Annotated in this window: 22 protein-coding genes; 5 read left to right on the top strand and 17 right to left on the bottom strand. The window is 62.9% G+C overall.

Translation table 11 applies throughout. The annotated features are described in order from the left end of the window. Positions 1–3: 3 nt before the first annotated feature. From DM868_RS05005 to glnA, 3 genes are read right to left on the bottom strand one after another with little or no spacing between them, the layout of a single operon-like run. Entirely contained in the window at positions 4–588 is a 585-nt protein-coding gene (locus DM868_RS05005) for a DUF309 domain-containing protein (RefSeq protein ID WP_137275762.1), read from the bottom strand. Continuing rightward, on the bottom strand, positions 554–997 hold the full coding sequence (locus DM868_RS15240) for a hypothetical protein (protein ID WP_187349119.1): 444 nt from the start codon (positions 995–997) through the stop codon (positions 554–556). The genes DM868_RS05005 and DM868_RS15240 overlap by 35 nt, the downstream gene beginning before the upstream one ends. Before the next feature lie 51 nt (positions 998–1,048). Beyond that, entirely contained in the window at positions 1,049–2,422 is a 1,374-nt protein-coding gene (glnA, locus tag DM868_RS04995) for a type I glutamate--ammonia ligase (RefSeq protein WP_137275761.1), read from the bottom strand. Between the two features lie 127 nt (positions 2,423–2,549). Here glnA and lrp point away from each other — a divergent pair, with 127 nt between their 5' ends. Then, positions 2,550–3,002 carry an HTH-type transcriptional regulator Lrp gene (gene lrp / locus DM868_RS04990; RefSeq protein ID WP_137275760.1) on the top strand — a complete coding sequence of 151 codons (453 nt, stop codon included), beginning with the start codon at positions 2,550–2,552 and terminating at the stop codon, positions 3,000–3,002. A gap of 96 nt (positions 3,003–3,098) precedes the next feature. Here the strand turns inward: lrp and DM868_RS04985 are convergent, their stop codons facing one another. The 11 genes from DM868_RS04985 to DM868_RS04935 form a co-directional block, all read right to left on the bottom strand. Next, on the bottom strand, positions 3,099–4,313 hold the full coding sequence (locus tag DM868_RS04985) for an FAD-dependent oxidoreductase (protein ID WP_137275759.1): 1,215 nt from the start codon (positions 4,311–4,313) through the stop codon (positions 3,099–3,101). Further along, on the bottom strand, positions 4,310–4,990 hold the full coding sequence (locus tag DM868_RS04980; RefSeq protein WP_137276393.1) for an HAD family hydrolase: 681 nt from the start codon (positions 4,988–4,990) through the stop codon (positions 4,310–4,312). The genes DM868_RS04985 and DM868_RS04980 overlap by 4 nt, the downstream gene beginning before the upstream one ends. Before the next feature lie 55 nt (positions 4,991–5,045). After that, positions 5,046–5,840: a phosphonate ABC transporter, permease protein PhnE gene (gene phnE, locus DM868_RS04975; protein WP_137275758.1), complete on the bottom strand. Its 795-nt coding sequence runs from the start codon at positions 5,838–5,840 to the stop codon at positions 5,046–5,048. Beyond that, entirely contained in the window at positions 5,840–6,640 is an 801-nt protein-coding gene (gene phnE, locus DM868_RS04970; protein WP_137275757.1) for a phosphonate ABC transporter, permease protein PhnE, read from the bottom strand. The genes phnE (DM868_RS04975) and phnE (DM868_RS04970) overlap by 1 nt, the downstream gene beginning before the upstream one ends. Before the next feature lies 1 nt (position 6,641). Continuing rightward, entirely contained in the window at positions 6,642–7,475 is an 834-nt protein-coding gene (gene phnC / locus DM868_RS04965; protein WP_137275756.1) for a phosphonate ABC transporter ATP-binding protein, read from the bottom strand. Further along, positions 7,475–8,497: a phosphate/phosphite/phosphonate ABC transporter substrate-binding protein gene (gene phnD, locus DM868_RS04960; RefSeq protein ID WP_137276392.1), complete on the bottom strand. Its 1,023-nt coding sequence runs from the start codon at positions 8,495–8,497 to the stop codon at positions 7,475–7,477. Before phnD ends, phnC begins: the two co-directional genes overlap by 1 nt. Positions 8,498–8,870: 373 nt before the next feature. Further along, positions 8,871–9,515, bottom strand: a complete 645-nt coding sequence (gene hisH, locus DM868_RS04955; protein ID WP_137275755.1) for an imidazole glycerol phosphate synthase subunit HisH — start codon at positions 9,513–9,515, stop codon at positions 8,871–8,873. A gap of 432 nt (positions 9,516–9,947) precedes the next feature. Beyond that, positions 9,948–11,093 carry a nitric oxide synthase oxygenase gene (locus DM868_RS04950; protein ID WP_137275754.1) on the bottom strand — a complete coding sequence of 382 codons (1,146 nt, stop codon included), beginning with the start codon at positions 11,091–11,093 and terminating at the stop codon, positions 9,948–9,950. 103 nt (positions 11,094–11,196) lie between these two features. Continuing rightward, a complete protein-coding gene (locus DM868_RS04945) occupies positions 11,197–11,775 on the bottom strand; it encodes a uracil-DNA glycosylase (protein WP_137276391.1) in 579 nt (192 codons plus the stop codon). Positions 11,776–11,852: 77 nt separating this feature from the next. Beyond that, positions 11,853–12,434, bottom strand: coding sequence for an endonuclease dU (locus DM868_RS04940; RefSeq protein WP_137275753.1), 582 nt, complete (start codon positions 12,432–12,434; stop codon positions 11,853–11,855). Next, positions 12,431–12,607 carry a DUF5786 family protein gene (locus DM868_RS04935; RefSeq protein WP_137275752.1) on the bottom strand — a complete coding sequence of 59 codons (177 nt, stop codon included), beginning with the start codon at positions 12,605–12,607 and terminating at the stop codon, positions 12,431–12,433. Before DM868_RS04935 ends, DM868_RS04940 begins: the two co-directional genes overlap by 4 nt. Before the next feature lie 111 nt (positions 12,608–12,718). Between DM868_RS04935 and DM868_RS04930 the strand changes: the two genes are divergently transcribed. After that, positions 12,719–13,327 (top strand): MBL fold metallo-hydrolase, encoded by a 609-nt coding sequence (locus tag DM868_RS04930; RefSeq protein WP_137275751.1) that lies wholly within the window; start codon positions 12,719–12,721, stop codon positions 13,325–13,327. Positions 13,328–13,348: 21 nt separating this feature from the next. Here the strand turns inward: DM868_RS04930 and DM868_RS04925 are convergent, their stop codons facing one another. Continuing rightward, positions 13,349–14,236, bottom strand: coding sequence for a fumarylacetoacetate hydrolase family protein (locus tag DM868_RS04925; protein WP_137275750.1), 888 nt, complete (start codon positions 14,234–14,236; stop codon positions 13,349–13,351). A 572-nt stretch (positions 14,237–14,808) separates the two neighbouring features. Then, positions 14,809–15,156 (bottom strand): MmgE/PrpD family protein, encoded by a 348-nt coding sequence (locus DM868_RS04920; protein WP_281280676.1) that lies wholly within the window; start codon positions 15,154–15,156, stop codon positions 14,809–14,811. Between the two features lie 131 nt (positions 15,157–15,287). Between DM868_RS04920 and DM868_RS04915 the strand changes: the two genes are divergently transcribed. From DM868_RS04915 to uvsE, 3 genes are all read left to right on the top strand, one after another. After that, entirely contained in the window at positions 15,288–17,057 is a 1,770-nt protein-coding gene (locus tag DM868_RS04915) for an L-aspartate oxidase (RefSeq protein ID WP_137276389.1), read from the top strand. Between the two features lie 355 nt (positions 17,058–17,412). Then, positions 17,413–17,586: a hypothetical protein gene (locus tag DM868_RS15060; RefSeq protein ID WP_170964434.1), complete on the top strand. Its 174-nt coding sequence runs from the start codon at positions 17,413–17,415 to the stop codon at positions 17,584–17,586. 175 nt (positions 17,587–17,761) lie between these two features. Continuing rightward, positions 17,762–18,661, top strand: coding sequence for a UV DNA damage repair endonuclease UvsE (gene uvsE, locus DM868_RS04910; RefSeq protein ID WP_137275749.1), 900 nt, complete (start codon positions 17,762–17,764; stop codon positions 18,659–18,661). A 557-nt stretch (positions 18,662–19,218) separates the two neighbouring features. Here uvsE and DM868_RS04905 read toward each other — a convergent pair. Further along, a complete protein-coding gene (locus DM868_RS04905) occupies positions 19,219–19,728 on the bottom strand; it encodes a phosphate-starvation-inducible PsiE family protein (RefSeq protein ID WP_137275748.1) in 510 nt (169 codons plus the stop codon). Between the last annotated feature and the right edge of the window lie 43 nt (positions 19,729–19,771).

Genomic DNA, 19,771 nt, shown 5'->3' with positions numbered 1-19,771 from the left:
GGATCAAAAAAGCCCCTCGACGTCGGATTCGCGCGTCCGTCGGCGATCGACGTGTTCCCGCAGGCGCTGTCGGACGATCGGTCGGGGAGTGTTTATATACGCCACCGCCAGCGCGACGAAGGGGCTCGTCTCTTTTCCGTCTCGTACATCCGCATCGGCGTACGCTGCGGCCGTTTCGAGCAGCTCGTCGCCCTCCGTCTCGGCGACCGCCTCGACCGCCGCGATCGCGTCCTCTGGCGGGAGGTCGTCGAGGTCGATCGCCTCGCATTCGACCCGGAGTTCTGGCGGGCGCTCGCGGCGGCCGAGACCGGGATCGGCGGCGAGTCGGCCGAGCCACGCGAGGAGGTCGTCGACGGCGATCTCCTCGCAGACGTTTAAGTACCCGATCGCGCTTTTCGCGAGCCCGGCGGCCCCTGAATCGTTCCCCTCCTGCGATTTATAAACTGCGACGCTCGCCTGGAGGACGCCCTGGATACAGTCGTCTCGCTGCCCTGCCGGCGAACCGAGCCACAGGGCTTCGAGCGGTTCGTGCGCGGCGAGGTAGCGGCCACTGTTATAAAGGGCGACGCCGATCCGCAGGCGATCCATACGCGACGTTTCGCCCGAGTATATAAATGGTCGTCGGCGGTCGAGCGGTCGAAGGCGGTGCGGTTCTCGGCTCAGTCGGCCGGGACGCCCGCTGGGGACGGTCGGCCGTCCCGGTCCACAGCCACGTGGCAGCAGTGGCGACGAACAGCGAGAGGTCCGTAACCCCCGAGAAGGCGACGGCGAGCGCCGAGATCACCGGCAGCGTCGCCACGACCAGGAGCGCGAGGTACGGGACCCGTTCGACCGCGTACGCGAGGCGGGCCGGCACGTACGCGAGGAGGTAGGCGGACAACAGCAGGTTCGCCGTCGTCGCGGGGTAGAACCCGCCCGCGTAGTAGGCGAGCCAGGTGACATACCGCCGGTTGGCCGGCGAGCGTCTTGAACTGCGTGATCCCGAGAGCGTCGCCACTCGGAGAAGTCGCTATCGAGCGAGCGCGCGAAAAAAGTGCGTGGATCGCAGTTAGAACGTCTCGAGATAGCGGTCGAGTTCCCACTCGGAGACGTCGACGAGGTACTCGCTGAACTCTTGGCTCTTGGCCTGGATGAACTTCTCGGCGACGTGGTCACCGAGGGCGCCCTTGACGAGGTCATCCTCCTCCAGCGCGTCGATGGCCTCGCCGAGGTTCGACGGGAGCGTCGTGATGCCGTACTCCTCGCGTTTCGCCTCGTCGAACTCGTAGATGTTCTCGCGGACGGGTTCGGGACATTCTAGTCCCCGTTCGATGCCGTCGAGACCGGCGTGGATGAGCACCGCCAACGCGAGGTACGGGTTACACGAGGGATCGGGGAACCGAGCCTCGATTCGGCTCGCCGCGGGGACGCGGGCGGCCGGCTTGCGGATGAGCGCCGAGCGGTTCCGATCGGACCACGCGACGTAGACGGGCGCTTCGTAGCCGGGGACGAGCCGCTTGTAGCTGTTCACGGTCGGGTTCGTCACGGCCGCGAGCGCCTCGGCGTGCTCGAGGATGCCGGCGGTGAACTGCTTGGCCGTCTCAGAGAGATTGAACTCGTCGTCGTCGTCGTGGAAGGCGTTCTCGCCGCCCTCGGTGAAAAGCGAGATGTGGGTGTGCATCCCCGACCCATTGATCTTCGGGATCGGCTTGGGCATGAACGTCGCGTGGAGGTCGTGTTGGGCGGCGATGGCCCGCACGACCGTGCGGAACGTCCCGACGTTGTCGGCGGTCGTCAGGGCGTCGTCGTACTCGAAGTTGATCTCGTGTTGGCCCTGGGCGACCTCGTGGTGTGAGGCCTCGATCTCGAAGTCCATATCCTCGAGGCCGTAGATGATGTCGCGTCGGACGTCGCTCGCGAGATCCTTCGGCGCGAGGTCGAAGTAGCCGCCGGCATCGTTGGTGTTCGTCGTCGCGCGGCCGTCTTCGTCCTCCTCGAACAGGAAGAACTCCGGCTCGGGGGCGGCGTTGACCATATACCCCATCTCGTCGGCGCGTTTGATTGCCTGTTTGAGCACGTAGCGCGGGTCGCCCTCGAAGGGCTCGCCCGTGGACGTGTCGTAGACGTCGCAGATCATTCGAGCCGACGCGCCGTCCTCGCGTTTTCTCCACGGCAGCACGGCGAAGGTGCTCGCGTCCGGGATGAGCCGCATGTCGGACTCCTGAATCCGGACGAACCCCTCGATCGAGGAGCCGTCGAAGTAGATACCGTCGACGAAGGCCTTCTCGGCCTGGTCCGCTGGCACGGCCACGTTCTTGACCGTCCCGAGAATATCCGTAAACTGCAGTCGGAGGAATCCGACGTTCTGCGCTTCGATCTCGTCGAGAACGGCCTGGGCTTCGGAGGTGAGGCCGCCATCGGCGGTTACGTTTTGGTTCGTCATGTTTCTCGTCGGCGGACTCGACGCGTCCCCGTACTAAAACGTTGCTGATCTGCGCAAATCTCTCGGACTACGCTAAAGAACTGAATATTCGTAAACTTCTAATCCCTGCAACCAGTAGCGGCGTGTAATGACGTACGAAAATCTCGACCGGAAGTTGGTAAACGCACTCCTGGAAGACGGCCGCGCCTCGCTCCGTTCGCTCGGCGAAGACCTCGACATCTCGGTGACGACGGTGTCGAACCACATCTCCGACCTCGAAGAGCAGGGGATCATCCGCGGGTACGCCCCGATCGTCGACTACGGCGAGTTGGGCTACGACGTGACGGCGATCATCCAGATGAAAGTCGAGGGAAGCGCGCTACCCGACATCACCGACCGACTGCAGGGGCACAAACACATGGTGTCTGTGTACGAGGTCACCGGTGACCACGACATCATCGCGATCGGCAAGTTCACCGACACCGACCACATGAACGAGCAGATCAAAGAGCTCCTCATCGACCCCGACATCAAGGAGTCGAACACCAGCGTCGTGCTCAACACGGTCGCCGAGAACCAGCAGTTCGATCTCGAGTACTGAGGGCGGGGCCGAACCCACGTTTCGATGAGCGCCCGTAACACACCCGTCGGCAGAGAGAGATATCTCCATCGTCAGGGGCCTCCACTCGGTTCGTCATCAGCGTTCGGAACCGACCACGTCGGCGTCAGTGGGCCCCTGTCCGTCGAACTCAGAGACGAAGGCGTCGAGTTGAGCGGGGTCGTCCGAACCGGGTAAGCGGCGCTCGGCGGTCGTGCACTCAGCATCGATGCCCAGACGCTCACAGGCGAGATCGGCGGTCTCTTGGGCCATCTTCCGGTAGGTCGTGAGCTTGCCGCCGACGATGCTGGCGAAGTTCTCGACGTCGTCCTCGGCGTGGTCCAATCTGAAGAATCCGCGGGAAATCCCACGCCCGTTGCACCCGTCTTCATCGGGTGCGTACAGCGGACGGACGCCCCACCACGTGCGGCCGTCCGGAGCGTCGACGATCGACGGGAGCATGGCACCGCACTCTCTGCGGGTTCGCTCGATCTCCCAGTCCTCGATCGGATGGTCGTCGGGATCCGCCACCGGAACGCTGGTCGTTCCGAGGACGACCGCCGACCCGTGCGGCACGATGATATCCCCGTCGTTCGGGGGCCGACATCGGTTCAACACCGGCCCGAGGTCGTCGTATTCGATCGAGATCATCACCCCACGCGTCAGTCGCATCTCGATATCGAGGCCGACCATCGTGGCGATCCGGTCGGCCCACGCGCCAGCCGCGTTGATGACGTAGTCCGGTTCGATCCGCTCACCGCCGAGTTCGACGCTCGTGATCCGCCCGTCCGTTACAGTCATCCCTCCGACCGGCGCACCGACGGCGATCGTCGCGCCGTGATCGCGGGCGTCGGCCGCGTTAGCAGCGACCAATCGCGAGGGATACACGACGGCATCAGGCACCTCCATCGCGCGGGCGACGTCGTCGGAGAGCTCTGGAACGATCGCTCCGGCCTCGTCGCCATCGAGAACCCGCGTCGGGATTCCGATCGACGCACACCGGTCGCGTTTGATGTCGAAGTAGTCGGGGTCGTCGGCGGCGAGTTGAACGAAGAGGCCGCCCGTCTCTCGAATACACGCGCCGGCGATCTCTCTGAGGATGCGGTTCTCCTCGAGACACTCCCTCGCGCCTTCAAAGTCCGATTCGGCATAGCGAGCCCCGCTGTGGAGCAGACCGTGCGATCGACCGGAGGTCCCGCTTCCGAGTCCAGCGCGGTCGACCAGCGTGACGTCGACGCCTCGAAGGGCGAGGTCTCGGGCGGTGCCGGCGCCGGTCACACCGCCGCCGACGACGAGCACGGTCGGATCGTTCATAAACCGTCGAGCGACTCGCGGAGCAGCGTTGGCAGTTCGGTCAGCGACTCGATCTCAGCCACCGGTTCGTGCGGGAGCGATACGTGGCTGTTATGCGCACGTCTGACGAAGACGGCGTCCAGCCCTGCACGCGTCGCTGCGAGTACATCGGTCGCCCGATCGCCGACGTAGATACCCCCGACGCCGCCGAGGGCGTCGCGACCGGTCAGAAGGTAGTGTGGATCCGGTTTTCGGCGGTAGAATCCACTTACGCCCGGTTCACGGCCACAGACGTAATCGAAGGCGTCGAGTCCGTAGTGATCGACGACGAACGTGGTGACGGCGTTGTAGTTGTTGCTCACGAGGCCGAGATTGCAGTCGTCGGCCAGCTCGTCGAGGGCGTCGCTGTCCGGGTACGGTGTACGGTGGCCGGATTTCAGTCGCTCGATCGCGCGGCTCGCGCTGTGTCGTTCCCGGCGGCGGTAGAACTCGACGGGGTCGATTCCGAGGCGCTTGCAGCCGCGAACGAAGTCGGTGTCGTACTCGTAGCCGGCCAGTAACGATCGGGTCTCGCTGTCGACTGCGAGGTCGGCTTCCGCGATGGCATCTTCGAGAGCGTGATCGTGTACCGCCGGATCGGTACCGTGACCTTCGAGCACTACGCCATCCATATCGAACAACAGCAGTCGTCGGCCCATGTCGTCCACATCCGGTCGTGACGCCGGAGCCGTATTGGCGTGTCGGTGAGCCATCTCAGCGCACCATCCCTCTGGTCTGTTTCGAGATGAGTTCACTGAGGACGACGATGCCGAGGATCGCGATCAATATCATCGAGACGGAACGCCACGCGAAGGCGTCGATCGCTCGGAAGAGTTCGACGCCGATGCCACCCGCGCCGACGAACCCGAGGACGGTCGAGTCCCTGATGTTGATCTCCCACCGGTAGACGGTAAGCCCGACAAGCGCGGGTTTGACCTGCGGGAGGATCCCATAGAGCAGCATCTGGACCGGTGACGCGCCCGCGGCCCGCACCGCCTCGACCTGACCGAAGTCGATCTCCTCGATCTCCTCGCCGAGCAGTTTGCCGAGAAAGCCGACCGACCGGAAGGCGATCGCGATCGCGCCGGGGAGCGCCCCGGCCCCGAACATGACGACGAAGATCAGTGCCCAGATGATGGTGTTCACCGAGCGGCTCACCGTCACGAGCACCTTGCCGAGCCAGTACGTGAGGGCGTTCGGCGTCGTGTTCTCGGCGGCCAACAGCGCGACCGGGATCGCGAGCGCGACCGCGCCGATGGTGCCGAGCGCGGCGATGTGAACCGTCTCGATCAGCGGGCCGACGATCTCCGGAGTGTACGCCACGTCGGGCGGATACATCCGAGTGAGGAGGTCCGCGACCTCCCGCGGGACGGTATCGAGGGCGACGAATTCGATGGAGAGAAACCGCCACGAGACGAGGACCGTCACCGCGGTTGCGAGGAGAGCGAAGAACCGACCGAGTCGACGACGGCGATCGAAGCGTTCCCATGTCGGCGTCTCAGTCGACATCACTGGTACCTCCGTCTGACGACGGCGCTCACGCCCTCGGCGACCAGCACGACCGCGATGATCGCGAGCAGGATCGCCGAGACGTAGCCGTAGTCGTAGCGGTTGAACGCGGTGAGAAGCACCGATCCGATCCCGCCCGCGCCGACGATGCCGATGATCGTCGAGGTGCGGATGTTGATGTCCCATCGATAGATCGACAGACCAGCGAACCGCGGGACGATCTGCGGAACGACGCCGTACAGTAACGTCTGGACCGGCGAGCTACCGGCCGCCCGGACCGCCTCGACGCTCCCCATATCGATGTCTTCGATGTCTTCGGCCAACAGCTTCGAAAAGAAGCCGACGGTTTTGAACGTAATCGTGACGATACCAGCCAGCGGGCCGAAGCCGACGGCTTTGACGGCGATAATGGCGACGATGATCGCGTTGAACGCCCGCGAGATGGAGATCAGTCCGCGGTTGAGGGCGTACAACGGTCGCGGGGAGATGTTCTCGGCTGCCATGAACGCGATCGGCACACTCACCAGGATGCCGGTCAGCGTCGACACCATCGCGATCGCCACGCTTTCGAGCATCTTCTCGACAATCCTGGTTCGTTGTCGTGGCGTCGCTTCCGGTGGGACGAAATCGCCGGCCAGCGTGACGGCGTTCCCGATCCCGTCGAGAATGCGTCCGGGCGCGGCACCGAGCCCCCACGCCGACCAGAGAAAGAACGCGACGACGGCGAGGTAGGTGAGCCACTTTATTTCCCGGCGCGGGAAGACGCTCGGACGGTCCCACGTCGCTTCGCCGGCCGCCACCTCAGAGCCCCCCGTTCGCCGGTTCGGTTTTATTGAGCACGAGACGGTCGTCGGCCCGCTCGGCATCGCCTACGTCGTGCGAATCCGTGCCCCTCGGATCCGCGCCACGGTACACGGTGTCGAGCCCGTGTTCGTCGAGGTCGCCCGGCGTTCCCTCGAAGACGAGTTCACCGTCGTGAAGGCCGACGATCCGGTCGGCGTGTTCGATCGCCAAGTCCACCTCGTGGATGTTGATGAGGACGGGAACCTCGCGCTCGGCGGCGATTTCGGTCAGTAGTTTCATCACTGTCTCGGAGGTCTCCGGATCGAGGCTGGATGTCGGCTCGTCAACGAGCAGGATCTTCGGGTCTTGAATCACCGCTCGTGCGATGCCGACCCGCTGTCGTTGCCCGCCCGAGAGCTCGTCGACGCGTTTGTCGGCCATCTCACCGAGGCCGACCCGATCGAGAATCTCGTAGGCCCGTTCGATCGCGTCCGGCGGGAAGTTCCGGCGGAAGGCCGCCCACGCCGAGACGTAGCCGAGCCGACCGGTTAGCACGTTCTCCATCACGGTGAGCCGCTCGACGAGGTTGTACTCCTGAAATATCATGCCGATGTCGCGGCGTGCCGCGCGAAGTGCCTCGTCATCGAGACCGGTCAGATCCTCCCCGTCGAGTTCGACGGTGCCGGCGGTCGGTTCGGTGAGCCGGTTGATACACCGGATGAAGGTGCTCTTGCCGGCGCCGCTCGGACCGATCATCGCCACGGTCTCGCTGCCCTCGACCGAGAGATCGACGCCCTTCAGGGCCTCGTCGCCGGTCGGATAGGTCTTCTGTAGTTCGGAGACGATCAGCATTACTCACTCAGTGCGCCTTGTTCGTACTGGACGTCGTTGTATCCCTGAATCGTCACGATATCGTACCAGTGTCGGCGGTACTCGATCGGGAGGAATTCGGTGTAGTCGGTCCGTGCGGCGTAGTCCGTGCCCGAGAAGTCGCTGTCGAGCCAAGCCGCTTTGATCCCCTCGACGATATCGGGATGGAGGTTGTACCGGTAGGTGATCGGGCCGTTCGGGAACGGATTGGAGGCCCAAACGACTTTGAAATCGTCGAAATCGAGGCTGCTGTCACCTTCGACGGTGTCTTTCAGACAGGTCGAACAGATGGGGCCGGCGTCGTAGTCGCCGGCGGCGATCCCGCGGGCGGTGTTGGAGTGGCCACCCGAGAAGTTTACCTCGTAGTCCTCTCCGGGCGTTACGTCGAACTTCTGGTCGAACAGCGCCGAGGGGGCCTGGTGCCCGGAGTTTGAGGACTCTTCGGCGTGGGCGATGGTCACATTCTCACGGGCGAAGTCGTCGACGCTCTGGATGTCGTGGGCCTCGGCCCGCGTCGTCGCGAACAGCCGATATCCGAACGCCCCGTCGCTGGCGAGGCCGACGGCGAACGGGACTGCACCGGCGAGGTTGACCGCGAACGCCGTTGCGCCGGTCGAAAAGTTGGCGATGTGGGCACGTTCCGAGCGCATCGCCTCGACGGAAGCTGCATAGCTGTCGACGCGGCTGTACTCGACTTCCTTGCCTGTCTCTTCGCGGATGCGATCGAAGACGGCCTCGAAATCCTCCTCGTAGCGACCCTCCACGTCCTCGCTGGGGCTCTCGGTGAAGACGAGTGTGTCGGGGTCGAGGTACTCGCTCTCGTCGCTCGGCGCTTCACGGACCGGGTCGCCGTGTGGGACCTCGTCGACCTCGCGGCTGCCCATGCGTTCGAGATCGGCACGCTGGCCCCGTTCGTACCCAGCGTCGATCAGCGCAGAGGAGAGGTAGTTGTTCTCGGCCCAGTTCGGATCGGAGAACTCGAACTCGCTATCGTCGGCGAGCAACGGATCCTCGCTACTGCCCCCGTTGCCGCTGGTGTCGGCGGACTGCGATCCGATGCAGCCAGCAAGACCGAAGGTCACCGTCGCTGCCGTGCCTTTCAGGAACCGTCGTCGTCGTGGGGTATTGGATCCCATCACCAGACGACAGCCACCGTCCGATATTAAGCTATAGTAATATTGATATATTCCCCCACGAGGAGGTACGGCTGACCGGGGAGCAATACTGAGCGGTACGGGTCAGTCATCACGAGTAAAAGAGTACTGTACCGAAATATAGAGCTATATACAGCGGCCGGACGGCCGCTGATGTAGTACTCGGAGACAAATGTGGTCGGCGTGGGGAAAAGACCAGTCGGGGGCTCGTGACCGCCGAGGGTCACTCCAGACAGTACTGCACGAAGTTCCGCAGGATCCGAAGCCCCGTCTCGCCGGATTTCTCGGGGTGGAACTGCGTACCAAAGACGTTCCCGGCCTCGTTCGCGATGATCGCGGGGAACTCGACGCCGTAGTCGGTCGTCGCGACGATGGCGTTCTCGTCGTCCGGATCGGCGTAATACGAATGGACGAAGTAGGCGTACTCGCCATCGATTCCCTCGGCGATCGGGTGCTCGCGCGAGACAGCCAGTTCGTTCCACCCCATGTGGGGCACTTTCTGCCCCTGGTCGAATCGGAGGTTCGTCCCCGGAACGAGATCGAGGCCCGTGACATCGCCCTGCCCGACCGTCTCCGACTCCTCACTCGAGGTGAGAAGCATCTGCATACCGAGACAGATGCCGAACAGCGGGCGTCCCGCCTCGGCCGCGTCGACGAGCGCGTCGCGGAACGGCCCGGCGTTCTCCATGCCCTCGCTGAACGCGCCGACGCCCGGTAACACGATGCCGTCGGCGGCGTCGAAGTCGGCCGGATCGTCCGAAAGCGTCACGTCGGCGCCGGCGCGCTCCAGCCCGCGGGTGACGCTCCGGAGGTTGCCGAGCCCGTAATCGACGAGGACGACCTCCGCGGTTCGCTGGGTGATGCTCATACGCCCACTCCGCGGCGGCGGGCAAAGTGGGTTTCCATCCGCGAGATCGGCCTTGTTGAAACCCCTGCTGACAAACACGACAGGTGAGTAGCTGGAGAAAAGATGGATGCTCTCCCAAAGTCACGGCTTCTTCGATTCGTTGAACGGGCCATCTTTTTCAAGGAGAGAATCCCGCCGTTTACCGTAGTTGCCGAATCAGATTTCCTTCGAGGTAGCCACAGAGAATTTCCTCCGGGATTGCGACGGTTCGCACTCCTCTAGTGACCATAGTTACTCAGCGAGGTTCGGCAACTACTGTTTACGGCGAGGGGGATGTCACTTTTGCACCGTTACGGATGGATGACCCTGTCGGTTGCGCCGTAGATTGCTGATAGAGAGCATTCAGCTGTGACTCAGTTCTCCGTCCCGTAGATAGATCGCGTACACAAATCGCTACTCCTTTGTGAGTTCCTCGGGCATATAAAAGAAGTTCGGCGTGTTCACTGTCGTCTCGTAGGTTTGGTCGAACACGTGTGTCGTCGCAGAGCTCATCGGGGGGAGCAGCCAGCTACGGTCACCAGTCACATCTCGCCCAGCACGTTCTTCGTTTCGTTCGAACTGGCCAAACTGCTCGCTCGCAGTGTGATGATCGACGGTTTTCACGCCCGCGGCGTCGAAAGAGTGTATCACCGCCCGATTGAGTTCAACCAGTGCTTCGTCTTTCCAGAGCGAGCGATTTTCTGAGGTGTCGTACCCGAGTTGGTCGCCGATTGCCGCCAGCATGTCGTATCTGTCCTCGTCAGCGAAGTTCCGTGCGCCAATTTCGGTACTCATGTACCACCCATTGAACGGTGCAGCGGTGTAACTGATTCCACCGATTTCGAGCCGCATGTTTGAGACAATCGGCACGTCGTACCAGCGAAGGCCAAGATCGGCAAACCAGTCGTAGTCCGGGTGAGTAATCTCCACCTCTTCGAACAGATCCGGTGGGACGTCGAACAGTTCTGGCTCGTCGTTACCGACTTGGATCACGTGTGGGAGGGGGTCAAACGGCCCGCCGTTGCCTTCCCACTCCTTCGATTGGCAGTAGCGAGTAAACTCGACCTCGGCTGGGTCACCGACGATCCCGTCGTCAGTTTCGTACCCGGCGTACCGAAGTAGCTGATAGTTCCAGATTCGGACTCGATCAGTGCATGGTGTGTCAGGCTGGAAGATGGTAATCGTCGGACGGATCGTGCCACCGTTCCTGGCGTGTTCGATGTGCTGACAGCACGCTTGGTGAACCTCTTCAGGGGTATTGAGGTCTCGTTCGTCGATAACCTCCAGCGACTGCCAGAACAACCGTCCAATACACCGATTGCTGTTGCGCCACGCTATCCGCGCCCCATGAGTCAGTTCTTCTTCGGTGTGGGTATACGTCCCTTTTTGCGAGATTTCACGGTCTATCTCGGCAAGCCGGAAGTCGATGACCCACTCTCTCTCAAGCTCCTCATAACACTGTGAGATGAACGAGCGGGCCCGCTCACGCAGCTCCTCTTCACTGTACTCTGGAATTGGCCCGCTGAGCGCCCGCTCATGTTGGGCAAGTGAATCAAGCATACGTATTCTTGGTTGCAGTGTACAAAACGTGATTGTCTTGAGCCTGCCTCGATGCTGTTGGTCTCCAGGCACCCCAAGAACCGACAGAGCCGCGAGATCGGAGTCAGAAGTCGCCAAGCCGCGATTGGTCGCCGCCGTCGACGAACTCGACCGCCGCGTCGAGCGCCGCGGTGAACGTCTCGCGCTGACCCGGATCGTACAGCGTCGCGGCGGGATGGACGCAGACGAGGGTGCGCCGCGGCGTCCCGGCGATCGACACGTCGTGGAGCGACCCCGCCTCGGCGGTCACCGCGACCGATCGGCCGAGGAGGTGCTCGGAGGGGACCTTCCCGAGCGCCACGATCACCTCGGGGTCGATCGCGTCGATCTCGTGGTCGAGATATGGCCGACAGTTCGCCAGTTCCTCGGCGCGCGGATCGCGGTTGTCCGGGGGGCGACACCGGACGCAGTTCGTGATCCGGACGTCGCGGCGGGCGAGTCCGCGGTCGCGGAGCGCCTCGTCGAGCACGTCGCCGGAGCGGCCGACGAACGGCTCGCCCGTCTCGTCCTCCTGTCGGCCAGGGGCCTCACCGACGAACAACAGCGACGCGTCCGTCGGCCCGACGCCGTTGACGATGCGGCTCCGCGAGTCGCACAGCGCCGGACACCGGGTGCAGTCGGTCACGTCGATCTCATCAGTCACGTCGGTCACGTCCGCCCGATCGACGGGATGGGAGTTAACCCCCTCGGATCGTCCGGCCGGAGCGCTCTCGACATGGATCACTCGGAGGCGAGTCGACCGTCGCGACGGGCGGCGTCGACCCGTCGGGCGAGCGCTCGCGCGACCCGAAGCGGCTCCGGCCGGCGCTCGTGGGTGTACGCCTCGACGACGGCAGCCGCGTCCGGCTCGTCGAGGCCGACGCTCCTGACGAACAGTGGCGCGTCGTCGACGCGGAGCCGAAAGCGGTCCGGGAGCGAGCGGTAGGCGTCGAGACGCGCCGCGCGCTCGTCGCCGTCGAAGGCGTCCTCGATGCCCGATTCGAGGCCGTCGCTCGCTTCGAAGGAGATCGCCAGCACGGGGCGGTCGGTCGCGGCCGCCAGCGCGTCGAGGTCGAGAAGATTGTACCACGCCGGGGCGACGCCCGCGACGAAGACGTATCGGACGTCGGGGCGGTCGAGTCGGTTCCACAGATCGGCGACGGCGTCGGTCGCGTCGCGCCCCCCGACGAGACACGTCGTGAGCGCGAAATCGTCGACGGCGCGGTTCGCGCGGACGACGGCACCGCCGAGCGTACTCGTCGCTCCGTCGTCGATTCCCCGGTACGATTCGGCGATCCCGAGCGCTCGGCGGCCGGCGTTCACCGGCTTTTGAACTCCTCGTAGGCCTCGAGCAGATCTTCACTGGAGGCGTCGTCGTACTCGAAGTTGAGTTCACCGTCGTGGGCCGCCGCCATCTTCGGCCCGTCCTCGTCCAGATCGTCGGTGTCGATGTCGTGATTTCCCTGTTCGGACTCGTCGTAGCTACCGAACCCCATGCGTGTGTATACCACCGTCGGGATTGTAAATGGTGGGGCGTCGTCGACGGCACGGTGGGACGTGGCCGCCCCGTCCGTGGGTATGAATACGTCGGAAGCCGAGCGACTCGTATGGACGTATATAACGTCACGGCGGACGCGGACGTATTCACCTGCAACGCCTACCTCGTCGAGGGCGAGCGGACGGTACTCGTCGACGCGGGGGCGTGGAGCGGCGTCGTCGACGCCGTCAAATCGCACACCGACGCGCTCGATGCGATCATGTTGACGCACCAACACAGCGACCACATCGCCGAACTCGACGCCGTGCTCGACGCGTTCGACGCGCCGCTGTACGCCTACGCCGACCACCCGCGACGCGAGGGCGAACTCGACGACGACGATCAGGTGTTCATCGGCGACGAGCCGTTCGACGTCGTCTACACGCCCGGCCACGCCGACGACCACGTCGCGTTCGTCTCCGAGACGACGCTGTTCAGCGGCGACGTCGTCGTCCACGACGACGGCGCGTTTGACTACGGGAGCTTCGGGCGAACGGACATGCCCGGCCAGTCCAGAGAGCGACTCATCGAGAGCATCAAAGCGCTGTTGGAGGTCATGGGCGACGACATCGAACACATGTACACCGGTCACGGCGATGAGTTCCACGGCGACGTCCGGGACGTCGTCGAGACGGCGCTCGGGCGCGCGAAGAAGCGTCAGCCGAAGTACCCGGAGTGAACCGGCCGGACTCGCCCGTCGCTACTCGGTGTGGCGACACTCGTTCGTGAGTTCGCCGATCCCCTCGACGGCGACTGTCATCGTGTCCCCGTCGTCCAGCGTGATGCGCGGATCACGGAAGTAGCCGACACCGTCGGGGGTTCCGGTGAAGATTACGTCACCGGGTTCGAGCGTGAACGCCTCGCTACAAAAGGAGACGAGTTCGGCGATCGAGAAGATCAGCTGCTCGGTGTTCGCGTCCTGCAGGCGCTCGCCGTTGACCTCCGTCCAGATGTCGAGCGACTCGACGTCGTCGAGCTCCTCGGGTGTGACGATGTGCGGGCCAAGCGGGGCGAACGTGTCGAGGCTCTTGCCGCGAACCCACTGCTCGTCCGACATCTGCAGATCGCGCGCGGAGACATCGTTGCCGACGGTGTAGCCGGCGACGTACTCCAGCGCCTCGTCGACATCGACGTTGCGGGCGCGATCGCCGATGACCGCCACCAGTTCGGCCTCGTAGTCGACCTCCGCGGTTAGCTCCGGATCCCACTCGACCGCGTCGTTCGGGCCGACGATCGCCTGTGGAAACTTCGAGAAGATCAGCGGCGAACCGGGGAGATCCATGTTACCCTCGTCGGCGTGATCCATGTAGTTCAGGCCGATGGCGATGACCTTCTGCGGATCCGTGATCGGCGCGGTCGCAGTGACGTCCTCGCGAGCGTGGATCGCCTCGCCGGTTTCCGTTGCGTACTTGACGGCAAGTTCGACTTTCTCGCGCCAGTTCCAGACGTCGAAGAGCTCGCACGTCTCGCTCGGGAGCGCCACGCCAGCTTGCTCGCCGGCGTCGGCCAGATCGACGACACCGTCCTCGGTGATCGCTCCCGCTCTCGCCGCTGTGTGGTCAGGTAGTTCGAATTGGCCCAGTTTCATGCGTTGGTTCGGTCGGTACAATCACCCGCGACATATAAAACGGTGCGAAGTCGTGGCGAGGAATGGAGAGACAGGCCCCTTCGCGAGTCGACGGCCGCGGTGTGTCGTCGCGTTGGCTTCAACTCGGCGTGAGAAGCGACCGAGTGAGACGGAGATAACAGACGGCACAGCAGTTCCCGGGGCGCTGGTAGTAGCAGCCCTTCGTTTCCCGTGGAAAGTGAATGTCCGTCATCGAGTTGTGTGGTCATTAACGTCGTCGTACTAAACTGGTAGGTATATCGTACCGGCGTACCGGTGGCGTGTCCGATTGCCGTCGATGGACGGTGGTGACGCACGACGCTGACGACGGGACCGTGTGGAGCGCCCTAATGGGTCGAGTCGAAACGCTTCTTCAGTTCGTCTCGGCGCGTCTAGAGAAACGGCGGCTTTCGACCAGAGAAGACGCGAACGCCATCCGACCGAATTTCGACCCCTAGACGTATCAGCGCGGTCCAGGAGTCGCCACCGTCGTCGCGAGCGGATTGGAAGTCAAAGGAGCGAGTCATGCCGGGAGCACCTCGACAGTCCCGTCGTTAGTTCGACGGGACTAACCGACAATCTCGTCGGTAGTGATCGTCCAGCCCGTTTGCTCGAAGTGTGCGACGACCGTACACTTTCCGTTGAGTCGCATCTCTTGATAGCGCGTTGAAATGTTCACTCTGAGAATCGCCGTACTGCGAGCACTCGGGACTGATGTCCAGGTCGAACTCACCGCCGATGATTTGCTTCCAGCCCTTCTGGCTCTCGGAGAGGTCTGTCGGACCCTCTATACCGTTCTCGGCCAGTAGACAGACATAAACCCCGTTGCGGGTCGCGTTCCCGCTCGCGATACCCTTCCGCTCGTTGATGCCGCTGGTTCGCGTCACCCGGAGTGACAGCACCCGAGTACCAATGCCGAAGGGAGTGGATAGTCTGTAGAGCGGTTTCCTGCGATTGACGCGTGTGGGGGCACACGCGAAGGGTTCATGAGGCTTGAACTACATTATAAATTGTGAGCTTTTCCGACAATGCGATGGAGACAAGCGTTCCCGAGTACGTCGAAGTCGACGTCTCGGTGCTCGTAGTTGGTGCAGGTGCCGCTGGTGCCCGAACGGCCATCGAACTGGCCGAACGTGGCGTCGAAGACGTCCTCGTGCTGGGTAAGCGGAATCACGGCGATGCACACACGACGTGGGCCCGCGGCGGTATCAACGGTGCCCTCGGCACTCACGACCCCGAAGACGACTGGACGATCCACGCCGCGGACACGCTCAACGAGGGACATTTCGTCAACGACCCCGGCAAGGTCGAGACGGTCGCCAAGCAGATGCCGGCGCGACTCCGTGAACTCGACGAGTGGGGGATGGACTACTCCCGGACCGACGACGGCGAAATAGACCAGCGGTTCTTCGGTGCGCAATCGTACCGCCGAACCGCCTTCGCCGGCGACCACACCGGAGAGTCCCTACTGAACACGCTTGTCGACCGTGCACAGTCGCTTGATGTCCCATACCGAGAGAACGTGATGATAACGAAGCTCGTCTCGGACGGCGAGCAAGTGTACGGTGCTGTCGGCTTCGATATGGACAGCGGCGAGTACGTTCTGTTCAACACCGGAACAATTGTACTCGCTGCAGGCGGGCACGCGGCCGTCTACAACCGACATACCTCGCGCGACGACGAGAACAACGGCGACGGGGCAGCACTGGCGTGCGACGCTGGTGCGTCACTGATGGATATGGAGTTTGTCCAGTTCCACCCCACTGGAATGGCAGTCGACGAGTCCGACTCCGGGTGGGAGCCGTGGAGCGGGCGGCTCGTTACGGAAGCCGTCCGTGGTGAAGGTGGCCGACTGTTCAACGCCGACGGCGAACGGTTCATGGAGCGGTACTCGCCCGACCAGATGGAACTCGATGCCCGTGACGTGGTGGCCCGTGCTATCGCACAGGAAATCGCCGAGGGCCGGGGCACTGAGAACGGTGGCGTCTATCTCGATATCTCTCACCGCGACGACGAGTTCATCAAAGAGCGGCTACCGCGGATGTACGAGCGGTTCCAAGACCTCGGGGTCGACATGTCGACGGACCCGGTTGAGGTGGCTCCGACTTCTCACTACGGAATGGGCGGCGTCGTCGTCGACGACCACGGCGAAACCGATGTCGACGGACTGTTCGCCATCGGCGAGACGATGGCCGGTGTCCACGGCGCGAACCGACTCGGTGGCAACTCGTTGGCCGAAACCATCGCGTACGGTGTCGTCGCCGGCGAACGTATCGCCGACCGAGTCGATGGAGCCGGCACGATTCCGGACGATCTGACCGAGCGCGTCACAGAGCCACACATCGCTGGACTCGCCGAACTGGCCGGGAGCAACGGGACGCACGACGTGGACACCGTCTTCAAGGAACTGCAGGACATTATGTGGGAGCACGCGGGTCTACTCCGTAACGAGGAGTCACTCACCGCCGGACTCGACGCGCTCCAGCGTGTCCGCGAGAAGGCTGACAACTTAGATGTCGGACCGCTTACCAGCCGGTCCTTCGAGTACGCCATCGACATCGGCTTCATGCTGACGACTGCCGAGACGATCCTCCAAGGGGCACGTGAGCGAACCGAGTCACGCGGTGCCCACTACCGGACGGACCACCCAGATACTGACGAGACGTGGCGTCGTAACATCCGGTACGAGCAGGCCGACCTCGGCCGGATGACTATCAGCAAAGGCTCCGTCGACAGCCCCAGTGAAGCCGTGCAGGACGCACTGGACGAAGGCCACGAACTCGACTACCACCAACTGGAGTAACGACGAGTCGACTACGACCGGTGCAGTTGCCGTCCTCGCGTTCCAGCGTAGCTGCGAGCGGACAGCAAATACCCGGCTCGTCCCTATGCTGAGTACGTACGTTTCGACGCCGAGGCCGAATGTACCCCCATCGTCTGTCAGTTCTGGCCCTTTCTTCGAGACAACGTGTCCTAACTAGCACAGGCCGATGTCACGCCGACGGCTGTAACCGCCGAGGTGTACGCCGGCCACCCGGCGTTCACTGTGACGACAAACACGGCCCGAAGCGATACCGGACAGCGCGCTCCTCTCCTCGGAGGGCCACAGAAGCACGCTGGTCCGCGCCACTTTAGTCCCTCTAACACCTGACACACGTGTGAACCAGACAGCTATCCTTCACATAACGGCTGCCCTCCTCGCAGGGGGCTCGTTCTTCTTGGACGGTAATGTCCTCACCATCGGCCTCCTCGCGCTCGCAGGTGTCCTCTTCGTCGCTGGCATCGTGATTGCGCGACGCGGGGACGATTCGGAGGCCAGCGACGACGTGTGAGTCGTCGCCTCAAATACGGCGACAAAATCCCGACCGCCGCAATGCCAGTACGTGACCCTGTCCGCCAGTGGCAGTCAGACCGACGGCCACTTCGGAGGCGTGTGTCCCGAAGCGCGTGATTACCCGCCCGTGTCTGCAGTGGACACATCTATGCATTCGGCGACCAAGTGAGCGTATGCTCGGGTACGCGGCGATGAACCACACCCTCCGAGACGAAGAGCCGCCACGACGGTGTAACCGCGACATGCACAAGCAGACGTGGGAGGAGCGGGGACTCGCGTACGCCGGTGAACTGGCCGCACAGAACTTCGCGGACCTGCGAGTGATTCTCGAGTGGAACCTCGACCACGACATCCGATTCTACCGCTGTAGCTCCACGCTCGTCCCGTGGAACTCACAGTTCGACATCGCTGACCTCCCGAACTTCGAGCGGATACGCTCGCTCGCTCGCGATTGTGGCGACTTGGTAAAGGAAACCGGGACACGCCTGACCTTCCATCCAAGCCACTGGTGCAAACTTGCGAGCGAGTCCGCGGACACCGTTGCTCGCTCCGTCGAATCGGTGACCCACCACGGGCGGTGGCTTGACCTGATGGACTTGCCACGGTCGCCACGGTACGCAATCAACGTCCACATCGGTGCCCACTACGGGGACAAAAACGCGACGGCCGACCGGTTCTGTGATGTCGTCGAGGACCTGCCGCCGCGTGCCCGGGACCGGCTGACCGTCGAGAACGACGATACCGAGTCGCTGTGGAGTGTCGACGAACTCGCCGACAGCGTGGCGACGCGGACTGGCACTCCGGTTACGTTCGACTATCACCACCACGGATTCACCGATCGTGGACTCACCTACCGCGAGGGGTTCGAGGTAGCGCGTGACACGTGGGGCGATGTCCGCCCGGTTACTCACTACTCCGAACCAGCACGTCTACACGGCGCGACAGACGCTCGCCCGCAGAACCACGCGGAACACGTCAGGGCAGTCCCGGAGTGGTTGCGACGTGCGTCGGACGTGATGGTCGAGTCGACCGGTAAAGAGCAGTCGATTCCGCGCATCCGGGATGCCGGGTGATTCTGGCACGAGAATATCTCGGCACCTCTCGAGTGTCCACCGCGGAAGCCAGAGACCAGCGACTGTCCCGTAGTCACAGATGTGCGTCGGCCGGATACTCACGCCGCCGGGCAGTCAGGGTGCCTCGTCGGCATCCCGGTCAGGACGCAACTCACAGGTCGTATGGCTTAAACTCGGGTGGCCTGTTGAAATCCTATTGTCTCAACAACGTTTCCAATAGACATCTGCTAGCAGATACGCGAACCGAACAACTACATCAAAATGTTGCTTTTATTTTCGAGTAATTGATGCTTTGTAACGGTATAGAATCGACCAATAGCGAGAGCCGCGAAGAGGAAGCCGACAACAATAGCGAAGACCGTGGCTCCGTTGAAGTCCTCAGCAGTTGATACGAATGGCGTGCTGAATAGAGGGCGCGTATGTAGTACGCGGCTTTGAGTGCGAAGTCAGTGGAGTTCGTGAGCCTCCGAACGCGAACGGCGGATCCTTCGGCGGTCCATATTCGACAGGGGCTGCTATCGTGGGTACATCTCACCACCGGAGTTATTCGTCGGACATCAGGAGGGGTCGTCCCCGTAGATCCGCTCGACAAAAAGCAACGCAACCAGCGAAAAGATAATCACTGCGTAGGATCCAGCGGCCAACAGGGCGTCCTCAAGCGTGGCATACTCCCCCGTTCGGAAGATGATGGCTTTCCTAACCATCGCTATGACACCGGTGTAAATGACCAGCCGGACGATTTTTCGGGTGTTGTTCTGTTCCACGTACGCGAGTACCGTTTGGTACACCTCAACGATGATCAACAAGAGGAGCCCAGTGTCGATGAAGCTGATGACGACGAGCGGATCGGTGATCGTGCCTGATCTCACGGACTCGAGTATCTGGAGTACGAGGTCGATGACTCCGATCGCAAAGAGCAGGGCAAAAACGGTTGCAGCAGCGAGCTCGACCCCGTGGACGAATCGGCTCATGAGATGTGAGTATCGTTCTGCGAATGATCTTGGAGACTCACCCTCGATGCTGTCGGACGAGTTCTGCGGGGGTGAAGACTGGTCGCCACCGCTCATTTATCGAGGAATGTTTTCTGGGGGCGTCTGTTGATCATACACC

This window comes from Natronomonas salsuginis, from assembly GCF_005239135.1.
Taxonomy (GTDB): Archaea; Halobacteriota; Halobacteria; order Halobacteriales; family Haloarculaceae; genus Natronomonas; species Natronomonas salsuginis.
The sequence above is the reverse complement of the archived record's forward strand: the minus strand, read 5'-3'. Positions and strand labels throughout refer to the sequence as shown.